The following is a 12,330-nucleotide window of genomic DNA, read 5'->3' as shown; positions in this document are numbered from 1 at the left end:
TGATTACCAAGGAGTTTCCGTTTCATCTGCTCCGGAAGAGGTGCGAATTATAGGCCCAGAAAAAGTTACGTCAAGGCTTAATCGACGCTTATTCCAAATTAAGCGTAATTCGCCCGAAAGCCTTCTTGCCAGCCTGGCAAACGTGGGTGGCGCCGAGCTTGAAGACAAACCCACGATCCACAACCTCACCATCTATACGCACACCGCCCGAAGCCAACAGGTCTCGCGCAACCGCAGAGTTCTTGACCAGTCCTGCCTTATTAAGGACAGCACCAATAGGCATGTCTTCGACACCGACAATGCTGATCTCAGGCAGATCATCAGGAAGCTCACCTTCCTTCATGCGGTTACCCGCCGAACGATGGGCCGAGGCAGCCGCCTCTTCACCGTGGAACCGCGCAACAATTTCTTCCGCCAGCTTGATCTTGATATCACGCGGATTCGAACCGGCTGCGACATCAGCCTTAAAGGCATTGATCTCATCCATGGACAGAAAGCTCAACAACTCGAAGTAACGCCACATCAGCGCATCCGGGATCGACACCAGCTTGCTGTACATGATGCCTGGCGCTTCCTGTATCCCCACATAGTTACCCAGGGATTTGGACATCTTCTTCACGCCATCCAGCCCTTCCAACAAAGGCATTGTCAGAATGCATTGGGCTTCTTGCCCGTACGCACGCTGCAACTCACGCCCCATCAGCAGATTGAATTTCTGATCGGTACCACCCAGTTCCACATCGGCGCGCAGCGCTACCGAGTCATAACCCTGAACCAGCGGATACATGAACTCATGGATAGCGATCGGCTGATTGGTCGAATAACGCTTATGGAAGTCATCCCGCTCAAGCATCCGCGCCACCGTGTATTGCGAAGACAAGCGGATGAAGTCAGCAGAACTCATCTGATCCATCCAGGTGGAGTTGAATGCCACCTCGGTTTTGGCTGGATCAAGGATCTTAAAGACCTGGGTTTTATAGGTTTCGGCGTTAGACAACACCTGCTCACGCGTCAGCGGAGGACGCGTAGCACTTTTGCCGCTCGGGTCGCCGATCATGCCAGTGAAGTCACCAATCAGGAAAATGACCTGATGGCCCAGCTCCTGGAATTGGCGCAGCTTATTAATAAGCACGGTATGACCCAAATGCAGATCAGGGGCAGTCGGGTCGAACCCGGCCTTGATTCGCAATGGCTGACCACGCTTAAGCTTTTCTACCAGTTCGGACTCGACCAGGAGTTCATCCGCACCGCGCTTGATTAGCGCCAGCTGCTCTTCAACCGATTTCATGTCCGCCCCGTTTTAGCTCGTTTCAAATGGGCACCAACCATACAAGATCAGTGTTCAATTACAAGTTTTGCCCAGCACCTGCTGACGAATAGGGATCTCATCCATTCGCAGGGTTGCTTCGAGCATGATTTGGTTATATTTTATACAGTTATTTAATCTTCATCATGTCATTCATCTTTTCCAATTCACCTCTTCAAAGTCAAAACTACCTATGATCAACACACCGCCTAAAGCGCCCCCGCTTTATCCGAAGAGCCACCTTTTAGCTGCCAGCGGCATCGCCGCGCTGCTAAGCCTGGCGCTTCTGGTTTTCCCGTCGAGCGACGTGGAAGCCAAAAAAACCACTTTAAACCGCGACCTCGAAACATCTGCCGACCAACTGACTGAACAACAAGACGCTCAAGATCCGCTTCAGGCCACACCTGAAACAACCGCTTCGCCCTTCGCCCAAATAGAAAACAGTGCCGACAACTCACAGGAAACCGCAACCACGGAACCTAGAGCAGCAGAGCCCACTGTTCCCACTACTGCCAAGAACCCAAATCACAAAGAAGTTGTGGTCTCCAAGGGCGATACCTTATCGACCTTGTTTGAGAAGGTCGGCCTCCCTGCCGGTACCGTCCACGACGTTCTAGCCAGCGATAAACAAGCCAAGCAATTTAGCCAACTCAAACACGGACAGATACTGCAATTTGAACTCTCCCCCGACGGACAGCTCAAGCAATTGCACAGCAATGTCAGCGATCTTGAGAGCATCAGCCTTTCCAAGACCGACAAAGGCTATGCATTCAATCGAGAAATCACCAAGCCAAACGTACGCACCGCTTATGCGCATGGCGTCATTAGTAGCTCCCTGTCTCTTTCTGCCCAACGCGCCGGCCTGTCCCATAGCATGACCATGGACATGGCCAGCATCTTTGGCTACGACATCGATTTCGCCCAAGATATTCGTCAGGGTGATGAGTTCGATGTCGTGTATGAACAGAAAGTTATAAACGGCAAGACGGTCGGTACAGGTAATATCGTATCAGCCAGATTTACGAACCGCGGCAAGAGCTACTCCGCGATCCGTTACACCAATAAACAAGGCAATACCAATTACTACACGGCTGAAGGCAATAGTATGCGCAAGGCATTCATCCGCACTCCGGTGGATTTCGCCCGCATCAGCTCCCTGTTTTCCATGGGCCGCAAGCATCCGATTCTGAACAAGATCCGCGCTCACCAAGGCGTCGATTACGCCGCGCCGCGTGGCACTCCGATCAAGGCCACCGGTGATGGCAAGGTATTGCTGGCCGGACGTAAAGGCGGCTACGGCAATACCGTTATTTTGCAACACGGGGATACTTACCGAACGCTTTACGGTCACATGCAAGGGTTCGCCAAAGGCATACAGACTGGCAGTACCGTTAAGCAAGGCCAGATAATTGGCTATATTGGTACTACAGGCCTGTCAACGGGCCCGCATTTGCACTATGAATTTCAGGTCAACGGCGTTCATGTCGACCCCTTGGGTCAGAAGCTGCCAATGGCCGATCCAATTGCCAAAGCTGAAAAACAACGATTCCTGCAGCTAAGTCAGCCATTGATGGCGCGCATGGACCAAGAAAAGGCCACCATGCTGGCCTCCAGCAAGAGGTAAAAAATGGCTTTCTATATAGGTGTGATGTCAGGAACCAGCCTCGATGGACTGGATATCGCTCTTGTCGAGCAGGGCGACAAGCCCACCTTGGTGGCAACACACTACATCCCCATGCCGGATGACTTGCGCGCCGAGCTATTGGGTTTGTGCGCCAGTGGCCCGGACGAACTTGCTCGTGCGGCAATCGCCGAGCAAAAATGGGTACGTTTGGCGGCCCAGGGCGTACTTGCGCTACTTGAACAGGAGCATCGCTCTCCCGGTGAGATACGCGCTATCGGCAGTCATGGCCAAACCATTCGGCATGAACCAGCCCGCGGATTCACCATTCAGATAGGCAACCCTGCCCTACTCGCTGAGCTGACTGAAATTACGGTCGTCAGCGACTTCCGCCGCAGGGATGTCGCCGCAGGTGGACAAGGGGCGCCCTTGGTTCCGGCGTTCCATGAAGCTCTCTTCGATAAACCCCTCGGCACACCGCAAGACCACCGGGCTGTACTCAACATCGGCGGCTTCAGCAACCTGAGCCTGATCGAGCCCGACAGGCCGGTGGCAGGATTTGATTGTGGGCCGGGCAACGTCTTGATTGATGCATGGATACAAACTCAGCTCGGCCAAAATTACGATCAGGACGGCGCTTGGGCCGCAAGCGGACAGGTAGAGCCTGCCTTACTGCACTCCCTGCTCAGCGATCCGTTCTTTCTGACCCAAGGTCCAAAAAGTACCGGCCGTGAAGTATTCAACTTGAGCTGGCTGCAACACCACTTGTTTCAACTGCCAAGCTTCCCGCCGGAAAACATTCAGGCAACGCTGACGGAACTGACTGCGCTGACGATTACCCAGTCGCTGCAGATCGCCCAAGCCGTCACGGATGAATTGTTGATCTGCGGAGGGGGTGCGCATAACGCAACGTTGATGGCTAGACTCGCCGCTTTATTGCCAAACACAAAAGTCAGCAGCACAGCGCTGTACGGTGTCGACCCAGACTGGGTCGAGGCAATGGCCTTCGCCTGGTTGGCGCATTGCTGCCTGGAGGGTGTGCCCGCTAACCGGCCAACGGTGACCGGTGCTCGGGGCTTACGCGTACTTGGCGCTATCTACCCAGCCTGACGCACATAGCAAAACGCCGCACGGGAGTGCGGCGCATTTTCTAAAAACCCTGCATCCCAATCCGAAATATCAGACTGAGAATGAAGACCCGCAACCACAGGTAGTGGACGCATTCGGGTTTTTGATCACAAAGCGGGATCCTTCCAAGCCTTCCTGATAATCCACTTCTGCGCCTGCCAGGTACTGGAAGCTCATTGGGTCGACTACAAGGCTGACACCGTCACGTTCAATGATGGTGTCGTCATCAGCAATGTCTTCATCGAAAGTGAAGCCATACTGGAAACCTGAACAGCCACCACCAGTTACGAATACGCGCAGTTTCAGGCGATCATTGCCCTCTTCATCGACCAGAGTCTTCACCTTGTGCGCGGCACCGTGGGTGAATTCCATCGCCGTTGGAGTAAAGGTTTCGACGCTCATGCTAATTATCTCCCGGCACTAGGCCGCAACAATGCGTAATGACGCGCATTATCCGCTTGTCCTAGTAAATTGGTCAACTATTGTAGGAACAGCTTCATGCTGCAAGCGACAAGCTGCAAGACAAAGCCGATCACTCGCAGCTTGTAGGTTGCCGCGGCCCTTAAGGCAACATGGCCGCATGGGAAAGACCCAGCCGCTCATCCAGGCCGAACATGATGTTCATGTTCTGAACAGCTTGGCCTGAAGCACCTTTCACCAGATTGTCGATAACCGACAACACCACCACCAAATCGCCACCCTGTGGACGATGCACAGCAATACGGCAGACGTTGGCGCCCCGCACACTGCGGGTTTCCGGATGGCTGCCAGCTGGCATCACGTCAACAAACGGCTCGTTGGCATAGCGCTTTTCAAACAGCGCCTGCAGATCAACCGACTTATCCACCACGGTGGCGTAAAGGGTTGAGTGAATGCCGCGAATCATTGGCGTCAGGTGTGGCACGAAGGTCAAAGCGACATCGCCACCCGCCGCACGCCGCAAACCCTGGGTAATTTCAGGGAGATGACGGTGCCCTTTAACGGCATAAGCTTTGAAGCTTTCGCTGGCCTCGGCGTACAAAGACCCAACACTCAAACCACGGCCCGCGCCGCTTACGCCAGACTTACAGTCGGCGATCAACCGCGAGTTATCAGCCAAGCCCGCTTCAAGCAATGGCAGGAAACCCAATTGCGTCGCAGTTGGATAGCAGCCAGGTACAGCGATCAAACGTGCGGTTTTGATCCGCTCGCGATTCACCTCAGGCAGCCCGTAAACCGCTTCTTCCAGCAATTCAGGTGCGCCATGAGGCTGGCCGTACCACTTGGCCCACTCGTCAGCGTCCTGCAAACGGAAGTCTGCAGACAGGTCGATGACTTTGGTACCGGCATTCAGCAGTTCGCCAGCCAGCGCGTGAGCAACCCCGTGCGGTGTCGAGAAGAACACCACGTCGCAGGCGCCTAACGTCGCAACATCCGGAACGCTGAAGGTCAGGCCGTCGTAGTGGCCTCGCAGATTTGGGTAGAGATCGGCTACAGGCAACCCCGCCTCAGAGCGAGAGGTGATAACTACCACCTCGGCTTGTGGATGCTGTGCCAACAGACGCAGCAGCTCGACCCCGGTGTAACCCGTGCCGCCGACGATTCCGACCTTGACCATAAATCTGCCCCTTCAACGAACCTACTGGAAAGCCGACGATGATATGGGCGTTATGCGTATGCGACAACCGCGAACGTGACGTAAGGACGCACATGCCACTACTATTTGTGCCACCGTGAACCTTGGAATACCTAAAATATGCTCTATCTATGGCTGAAAGCCTTTCACATCGTTTCGATCGTTTGCTGGTTCGCTGGGCTGTTTTATCTGCCGAGGTTGTTCGTTTATCACTCATTGAGTGAAGACGCCGTCAGCCGTGAGCGTTTCTGTGTCATGGAACGCAAGCTGTACCGAGGCATCATGGGCCCGGCAATGGTCGCGACATTGGTGTTTGGCATCTGGTTGATCAGCCTTAACCCTAGTGGCTATTTCAGCCAACACTGGATGCATGCCAAACTTGCGCTGGTGTTTTTGTTGATCGGCTATCACCACGTGTGCGGCGCTCAGGTGAAACGCTTCGCCCGAGGCGAAAACGGCCGCAGTCACGTGTACTACCGCTGGTTCAACGAAATCCCCGTGTTGATATTGCTGGCTATTGTGATCCTGGTGGTGGTCCGGCCGTTCTAATAGGCAGTTCAATGGGAGTAATGTCATGCCACTGACACTCCCATTGACGGCAGCGTAAAGACCCCACGCGCATCCCAGACAAGGAAGCCAAGCATGGCCGAAACTCACTTCAAGATTGTCTTCGCAGGGCAGCTGCGCAACGGTGTCGAGATCGAAACCGCCAAGCTAAACCTTGCGCAGCTGTTCAAAAGTGATGCATCCGTAGTCGGGAAATTGTTCAACGGCACTCCGGTCGCGCTCAAGCGTGGGCTGTCCCATGAGCAGGCCCTGCATTATCTGGATGCACTGCACGAGGCAGGGGTTGAGGCCGCTATTGAAGTCGACCCGCCTGTCGTGTTGAGCCTGGATGAAATTCATCATCCGGCTTCATACCGCACAGAGTCTTCGCCTTATGCGCCGCCGAACGCGGCAGTTGCCCCGACAACACCAGAGTTTGCCGAATTGAAAGTCTTTACTGTCCAGGGACGGATCGGCCGGCTGCGCTATTTGGCCTGGTCCTTGGTGCTGATGGTTGCGGCCAGTATTTTCGCAGGAACCTGCGCAGCGCTGATGACCAGCTCCCTGATCGCCGGGGGATTGTTTGCAACGATCGCTGTGGTGGGCTTTTTTATCGTCAGTGTACAAATAGGTGCCCAGCGGTTACACGATGCGGGCTGGTCGGCCTGGCTTCTACTGCTCAACCTTGTGCCTGTCGTGGGCTCTTTGTTCCCGATCTTGATGGTGGTCGTTCCCGGCAACACGGGACCGAATCAGTACGGCTCACCACAACCGCCAAACAGCAGGGCCGTGAAGGTGCTGGCCTGCATGTGGCTGCTCATCGTTGCACTCGGCATGGTTGGCTATTTCGGCGGCGGCCTCGGCGTCTTCGAGGACGAAGTCCAGACAACTGCCAATGAGTATGAAAATACCCTGCCATTCGATAACGATAATGACAGCGACACTTCGCAACCCGCCGATAGCGCCTCGCCCTCTGTAGACTATAAAGACGAATAACGCGCAGGCTCACCAGCGACTTACAGCGTCCTGGATCAAGAGCCCGCCGCCTGGAGATAGTGCATGACCCGTTACGCTCTGATTACTGGTGCCTCCAGTGGTATCGGCCTGGCCATGGCCGAAGCGTTGGCGCGCCGTGGTCGCAGCCTGATTCTGGTCGCTCGCCAACGGGAAGTGCTGGAAAGCATCGCCATCGAGCTGACACAACGCTTCGGCGTAGAAGTGTTGTTTCGCGCCTGCGACTTAGGCGAACCGCTGCGACTCTCAGGATTTCTTTTGGAGCTGGAAGACGGCGAACGACAGATCGACCTACTGGTGAATTGCGCCGGTATCGGCACGTGCGGCCCGTTTCTCGCTCAAGAGTGGGGTGTGGACCAGGACTTGATTGATGTGAACATTTTGGCCCTCACCCGGCTGTGCCATTCTGTTGGCAACACAATGGCGACACAGGGTGGCGGGCAGATACTGAACGTTGCCTCAATCGCCGCCTTCCGTCCGGGCCCGTGGATGACCAGCTATCACGCGAGCAAAGCATATGTCCTGAGCTTCTCCGAAGGATTGCGTGAAGAGTTGAAAAAAACCGGCGTTAAGATATCAGTGCTATGCCCAGGTCCCACGCGTACCGAGTTTTTCAAAACCGCTCAGCTAGAGCTGGGTAAGCTGGCCGATGGCAACAGGATGATGAGCCCCGAAGAGGTTGCGCTGTATACCGTCCGCGCCCTGGCAAAAAATCGGGCGATTATCATCCCTGGTTTTCGCAACAAATTATTGGCGTTCAGCCCGCGCCTGACCCCACGCTGGGTAATACGCAAACTCGCCGGCGCTGCCAACAAGGCACACTGTCCGCGCTAATAGCGCTGTGCGTGGTCCCGCGACCTCATTACACTCAAACACTTATTCACACGGAGAAATAGCTGTGGAGACTCTGTTCACCAAGATCATCAACAGAGAGATACCGGCGAAGATCATCTACGAAGACGATCAAGTGCTGGCTTTTCATGACATTGCCCCACAAGCGCCGGTGCATTTTCTGGTGATACCGAAAAAAGCGATCCGCACCCTCAACGATGTCACTGAAGAAGACAAAGGCCTGCTGGGCCATATCTTGTTCACTGCGCAACGTCTGGCCAAAGAGCTGGGGTGCGACGAGGGCTTTCGGGTCACGATGAACTGTAATGAGCTAGGCGGTCAGACCGTTTATCACATTCACATGCACGTATTGGGTCAACGTCAGATGCATTGGCCGCCGGGCTAATACAGGTTTTCAATGACTTATGTCCGCCGCGTCCGCATCCGCAGACTTGGCGGACTGATCCAGCTCAAGCCGCGCCCGGCCGATTCGGGTAAACTGGCCACCGTGGATTTATCCGGAGGTGCCCATGGCTACCGAACGTCACTACACCCCTGTTGACCGTCTTTTACTGCAAGCCGATGCTGCAATGCGCACATTGCTGCCCTTCAGCGTACAACCCTATCGTCCTTCTCCGGCCATTGTTCAGCCGGACGTCAAAATGAGCGACGCCGATACTCGGCACGTTGCAGGCTTGATGCGTATCAACCACACCGGCGAAGTCTGCGCGCAAGCGCTGTATCAAGGCCAGGCGTTGACCGCCAAACTGCCCAAAGTACGCGCAGCCATGGAACACGCAGCTGAAGAAGAGATTGACCATCTGGTGTGGTGCGAACAACGCATTCGCCAGTTAGGCAGTCATACCAGCGTGCTCAACCCGCTATTTTACGGGATGTCGTTTGGCATAGGCGCAGTTGCTGGCTTGATCAGTGACAAAGTCAGCCTCGGTTTTGTAGCGGCCACCGAAGATCAAGTTTGCAAACACTTGAACGAACATTTGCAGGAGTTGCCTATGGAAGACGAAAAGTCTCGGGCCATTCTTGAACAAATGCGCACAGATGAAGAACATCACGCCGCAAGCGCACTGGAAGCTGGCGGATTCCGCTTCCCAAGACCGGTCAAATTCGGCATGAGTTTGCTGGCCAAGGTCATGACCAAAAGTACATATCGAATCTGATCCCGGCAGATCGACGTAAAAAAGGCGCCTCCATGGGCGCCTTTTTTATGTGCTACAGAACGGTACTGCTTAGCCCTGCATGTTCCGTGCGTAGAAAATCTCCAGCATTTCGTGCTTCACACGTTCGGTCACCTGATCACGCTGTTGCGCGGACAAGTTGCTGGTCGCGTCGCCGAACAGATAGTTATCCAGTTCGAAGTTCTTGAGCAGCATCTTGGTGTGGAACATGTTTTCTTGGTACACGTTCACGTCCATCATTTGATAGGCCGAACGCGTGTCCTCAGAAAGGTAGTTCTGAACTGAGTTGATCTCGTGGTCGATGAAGTGCTTTTTACCTTCAACGTCACGGGTGAAACCACGCACGCGATAATCCACAGTAACGATGTCTGAATCGAATTGGTGAATCAGATAGTTAAGCGCTTTAAGCGGTGAGATCACCCCACAGGTCGACACATCGATATCGACGCGGAACGTCGCGATGCCATCCACCGGGTGAATTTCCGGATAGGTGTGCACCGTGATGTGGCTTTTGTCGAGGTGAGCCAAAATAGTTTCTTTTGGCAGCGGACCCGGCGACTCTTCGATCTGGCTGTCGGTAGGTGTCACCGGCTGCTCGGAGATCAGAATGGTCACGCTGGCGCCTTGTGGGTCGTAATCCTGGCGGGCGATGTTCAAAATGTTCGCGCCAATGATATCAACCACATCAGTCAGAATCTGCGTCAGGCGTTCGGCGTCGTACTCGCGATTGATGTACTCGACGTAAGCCTGCTGGTCTTGCGGAGTTTCCGCATAGCAGATGTCATAGATGTTGAAGCTCAAGGTCTTTGTCAGGTTATTGAACCCGTGGAGCTTGAGTTTGCTTTTCACCGATAAAACTCTCTTTGTTTGTGCGGTCGAGCCGCGTAATCAAGCATGCCCGTCAGATAAGAACGGCTCATCTGCGTAGGACGGTTAACACCTCTTCGCGGTGGCGATTTTGGTTGTCTGTTCGGGCGCAATTGTAGCCCTGAATAACCGGGCCTTACCCTGAAAAAGGGGCGCATTATGCAGACCTAACAAGCCGTCTGCCAGAGTCTGCGCCGCTTTTATGAAATTTGGGTGTCCGTTCAGCCCAGTTCGATGATTTCGTAGTCGTGGGTAATCTCTACGCCAGCGTTGCCGAGCATGATCGATGCAGAGCAATACTTCTCCGCCGACAGCTCAATAGCACGCTTGACCTGAGCGTCTTTCAAGCCACGGCCCTTGACCACGAAATGCAGATGAATCTTGGTGAACACCTTTGGATCTTCGCTTGCACGCTCGGCTTCCAGAAAGGCTTCGCAGCTTTCGATTGGCTGACGTGATTTCTTCAAGATGCTGACCACGTCGAAATTGCTGCAGCCACCCAAGCCGATCAGCACCATTTCCATGGGACGAGCGCCCAGGTTACGACCGCCGCTCTCAGGCGCGCCGTCCATCACCACCACATGACCGCTGCCGGATTCACCGAGGAACATGGCTTCGCCAGCCCATTGAATGCGTGCCTTCATCGCCAAGACTCCACTGCTAAAAAAGGGTCGCCAGCTTAGCACAGGGCCGCCCTTTCGCTGGACCTGCCTCTAAATGCCAATTCGAAATAAAGGCGTAGGAAATTTCCTAATTTTCAGCAGTCTGTCCTGATAAGCTGCGGCAAATCACCTGCGCAGCCGATACCTAATTAGGATGCCTCGTGGCGTAGCACTCTTTTCGGGATACCTGCATGGTCGCTATAACCTTTACATCCAAGATCAAGAATCTCGACAAACTCCTCACCTATTGTCAGCGCCATCGCTACGCAGCTAAAAGCAACATCATCTGCGCGGGCGATCGCTCTGACTCGCTGTTCTTTATCATCAAGGGTTCCGTGACGGTTCTGATTGAGGATGAAGAAGGCCGAGAGATGATCGTGGCGTATCTCAATGCTGGAGATTTCTTCGGTGAACTGGGACTGTTTGATCAAGTTGGACAGGCAATCGAGCGCAGTGCCGGCGTACGTACCAAGACAGAGTGCGAAGTGGCTGAGATCAGCTACAGCAAATTCCGTGAAGTGACGCAGCAAGAGCCAGACATTCTGTACGCCATCGGCGGCCAAATGGCTGAGCGTCTGCGCAATACCACACGCAAAGTCGGCGACCTGGCGTTTCTCGATGTGACCGGACGAGTAGCCCGCAGCTTGTTGGACCTGTGCAAGCAGCCGGATGCCATGACCCACCCCGACGGCATGCAAATCAAGATTACCCGTCAGGAAATTGGGCGAATAGTAGGTTGCTCACGAGAGATGGTTGGCCGTGTACTCAAGGCCCTGCAAGAACAGAACCTGGTACACGTCAAAGGTAAAACCATGGTGGTGTTCGGTACACGCTAATTGCACTAAGGGGATTAAAACGCGTCGAGCATTTTCCGATAGCGTGCGGCCAGTTGCTCCAGTACACCGGGCGCTGGGTAGGCTTCGTGCAGTGCTACATGACTGTCGGCCCGCACTCGCTGCGGCTGTTTGCATATCTGGTTGAACAGATTGACTGCGGCGACCATCTCTTCGCGCTCGTTATCGAGCAGCAACGCGCCGTGCGCCAACACCACCGGGCGCTGCTCACCCTGACTTTGTCGCCAGCGTTGAGCGGTGCCGACCATTTTACGACCATCGAGATTGACGTTGAAGCGTCCATCACAAAACGCACCCTCGACCTCCCCAACGCTAGCCGCGCCGCCCAAATCGATCAGCACGTCGCAGATTGGCTGGCACAAACGGACGTAGGCGTTTTCGATTCGATCGCGATCGTTGTCACTGCGCGGCTGGGCATACACCAGCGCAATATTCACTGTTGCGTGCGATTGCGGAACCGGTTCACCGCCGCTTTCACGCAGCAGTATCGGCCAGCCGATAGCCGCCAAGGCTTCGGTTGCCTGGTCAAAACCGGCAAGGCGGCTCATGCGACGCGGCATCACTAGCGCTCGATCAGTTGGTCGCCAAAACAGCAAACCAAATTCAGCCTCACCGGCGCAGACTGACGCAAGCAGGTTCTGTTCGGCTGCAAGGCCTTCGGCGACGGTGGTTGGCATGATGGGGGTTAGC

Annotated in this window: 14 protein-coding genes; 8 read left to right on the top strand and 6 right to left on the bottom strand. The window is 54.6% G+C overall.

The features are described 5' to 3' along the window. Positions 1–88: 88 nt before the first annotated feature. Entirely contained in the window at positions 89–1,288 is a 1,200-nt protein-coding gene (gene tyrS, locus M0974_RS27705) for a tyrosine--tRNA ligase (RefSeq protein WP_297844735.1), read from the bottom strand. A gap of 211 nt (positions 1,289–1,499) precedes the next feature. Here tyrS and M0974_RS27700 point away from each other — a divergent pair, with 211 nt between their 5' ends. Continuing rightward, complete coding sequence (locus tag M0974_RS27700) at positions 1,500–2,930, top strand: peptidoglycan DD-metalloendopeptidase family protein (protein ID WP_297844741.1); 1,431 nt, start codon at positions 1,500–1,502, stop codon at positions 2,928–2,930. A gap of 3 nt (positions 2,931–2,933) precedes the next feature. Beyond that, positions 2,934–4,037 (top strand): anhydro-N-acetylmuramic acid kinase, encoded by a 1,104-nt coding sequence (locus tag M0974_RS27695; protein ID WP_297844732.1) that lies wholly within the window; start codon positions 2,934–2,936, stop codon positions 4,035–4,037. Positions 4,038–4,106: 69 nt separating this feature from the next. Here M0974_RS27695 and erpA read toward each other — a convergent pair whose 3' ends face one another. Both erpA and argC read right to left on the bottom strand, forming a co-directional pair. After that, positions 4,107–4,457, bottom strand: coding sequence for an iron-sulfur cluster insertion protein ErpA (gene erpA / locus M0974_RS27690; protein WP_297844729.1), 351 nt, complete (start codon positions 4,455–4,457; stop codon positions 4,107–4,109). A 160-nt stretch (positions 4,458–4,617) separates the two neighbouring features. Then, entirely contained in the window at positions 4,618–5,652 is a 1,035-nt protein-coding gene (gene argC, locus M0974_RS27685) for an N-acetyl-gamma-glutamyl-phosphate reductase (protein WP_297844726.1), read from the bottom strand. A 138-nt stretch (positions 5,653–5,790) separates the two neighbouring features. Between argC and hemJ the strand changes: the two genes are divergently transcribed. The 5 genes from hemJ (at position 5,791) to coq7 (ending at position 9,239) form a co-directional block, all read left to right on the top strand. Next, positions 5,791–6,219, top strand: a complete 429-nt coding sequence (hemJ, locus tag M0974_RS27680; protein ID WP_297844723.1) for a protoporphyrinogen oxidase HemJ — start codon at positions 5,791–5,793, stop codon at positions 6,217–6,219. Between the two features lie 93 nt (positions 6,220–6,312). After that, the gene (locus M0974_RS27675; protein WP_297844719.1) at positions 6,313–7,212 is read left to right on the top strand and encodes a DUF805 domain-containing protein; all 900 of its coding nucleotides are present in this window, start codon (positions 6,313–6,315) and stop codon (positions 7,210–7,212) included. Positions 7,213–7,275: 63 nt separating this feature from the next. Further along, the gene (locus M0974_RS27670) at positions 7,276–8,064 is read left to right on the top strand and encodes an SDR family oxidoreductase (protein ID WP_297844715.1); all 789 of its coding nucleotides are present in this window, start codon (positions 7,276–7,278) and stop codon (positions 8,062–8,064) included. Positions 8,065–8,128: 64 nt separating this feature from the next. Beyond that, positions 8,129–8,467, top strand: coding sequence for a histidine triad nucleotide-binding protein (locus M0974_RS27665; RefSeq protein ID WP_297844714.1), 339 nt, complete (start codon positions 8,129–8,131; stop codon positions 8,465–8,467). Between the two features lie 124 nt (positions 8,468–8,591). After that, complete coding sequence (gene coq7, locus M0974_RS27660; protein ID WP_297844711.1) at positions 8,592–9,239, top strand: 2-polyprenyl-3-methyl-6-methoxy-1,4-benzoquinone monooxygenase; 648 nt, start codon at positions 8,592–8,594, stop codon at positions 9,237–9,239. Positions 9,240–9,308: 69 nt separating this feature from the next. Here the strand turns inward: coq7 and speD are convergent, their stop codons facing one another. Both speD and M0974_RS27650 read right to left on the bottom strand, forming a co-directional pair. Next, entirely contained in the window at positions 9,309–10,106 is a 798-nt protein-coding gene (gene speD, locus M0974_RS27655) for an adenosylmethionine decarboxylase (protein ID WP_297844709.1), read from the bottom strand. Positions 10,107–10,345: 239 nt separating this feature from the next. Beyond that, complete coding sequence (locus tag M0974_RS27650; RefSeq protein WP_297844707.1) at positions 10,346–10,768, bottom strand: OsmC family protein; 423 nt, start codon at positions 10,766–10,768, stop codon at positions 10,346–10,348. A gap of 209 nt (positions 10,769–10,977) precedes the next feature. On the opposite strand from M0974_RS27650, the gene crp reads away from it, so the two are divergent. Next, positions 10,978–11,622, top strand: a complete 645-nt coding sequence (crp, locus tag M0974_RS27645) for a cAMP-activated global transcriptional regulator CRP (protein WP_297844703.1) — start codon at positions 10,978–10,980, stop codon at positions 11,620–11,622. A 14-nt stretch (positions 11,623–11,636) separates the two neighbouring features. Here crp and M0974_RS27640 read toward each other — a convergent pair whose 3' ends face one another. Continuing rightward, positions 11,637–12,317: a lipoate--protein ligase family protein gene (locus tag M0974_RS27640; RefSeq protein ID WP_297844738.1), complete on the bottom strand. Its 681-nt coding sequence runs from the start codon at positions 12,315–12,317 to the stop codon at positions 11,637–11,639. Positions 12,318–12,330 lie beyond the last annotated feature (13 nt).

Source organism: Pseudomonas sp. (genome assembly GCF_026224925.1).
Lineage (GTDB): Bacteria > Pseudomonadota > Gammaproteobacteria > Pseudomonadales > Pseudomonadaceae > Aquipseudomonas.
The sequence above is the reverse complement of the archived record's forward strand: the minus strand, read 5'-3'. Positions and strand labels throughout refer to the sequence as shown.

Bases quoted from the DNA above. Each gene is read 5' to 3' on its own strand.
- erpA (WP_297844729.1), bottom strand. From the start codon at position 4,457: ATGAGCGTCGAAACCTTTACTCCAACGGCGATGGAATTCACCCACGGT.
- hemJ (WP_297844723.1), top strand. From the start codon at position 5,791: ATGCTCTATCTATGGCTGAAAGCCTTTCACATCGTTTCGATCGTTTGC.
- tyrS (WP_297844735.1), bottom strand. From the start codon at position 1,288: ATGAAATCGGTTGAAGAGCAGCTGGCGCTAATCAAGCGCGGTGCGGAT.
- M0974_RS27640 (WP_297844738.1), bottom strand. From the start codon at position 12,317: ATGCCAACCACCGTCGCCGAAGGCCTTGCAGCCGAACAGAACCTGCTT.
- M0974_RS27700 (WP_297844741.1), top strand. From the start codon at position 1,500: ATGATCAACACACCGCCTAAAGCGCCCCCGCTTTATCCGAAGAGCCAC.
- argC (WP_297844726.1), bottom strand. From the start codon at position 5,652: ATGGTCAAGGTCGGAATCGTCGGCGGCACGGGTTACACCGGGGTCGAG.
- M0974_RS27650 (WP_297844707.1), bottom strand. From the start codon at position 10,768: ATGAAGGCACGCATTCAATGGGCTGGCGAAGCCATGTTCCTCGGTGAA.
- M0974_RS27695 (WP_297844732.1), top strand. From the start codon at position 2,934: ATGGCTTTCTATATAGGTGTGATGTCAGGAACCAGCCTCGATGGACTG.
- M0974_RS27670 (WP_297844715.1), top strand. From the start codon at position 7,276: ATGACCCGTTACGCTCTGATTACTGGTGCCTCCAGTGGTATCGGCCTG.
- crp (WP_297844703.1), top strand. From the start codon at position 10,978: ATGGTCGCTATAACCTTTACATCCAAGATCAAGAATCTCGACAAACTC.
- coq7 (WP_297844711.1), top strand. From the start codon at position 8,592: ATGGCTACCGAACGTCACTACACCCCTGTTGACCGTCTTTTACTGCAA.
- M0974_RS27675 (WP_297844719.1), top strand. From the start codon at position 6,313: ATGGCCGAAACTCACTTCAAGATTGTCTTCGCAGGGCAGCTGCGCAAC.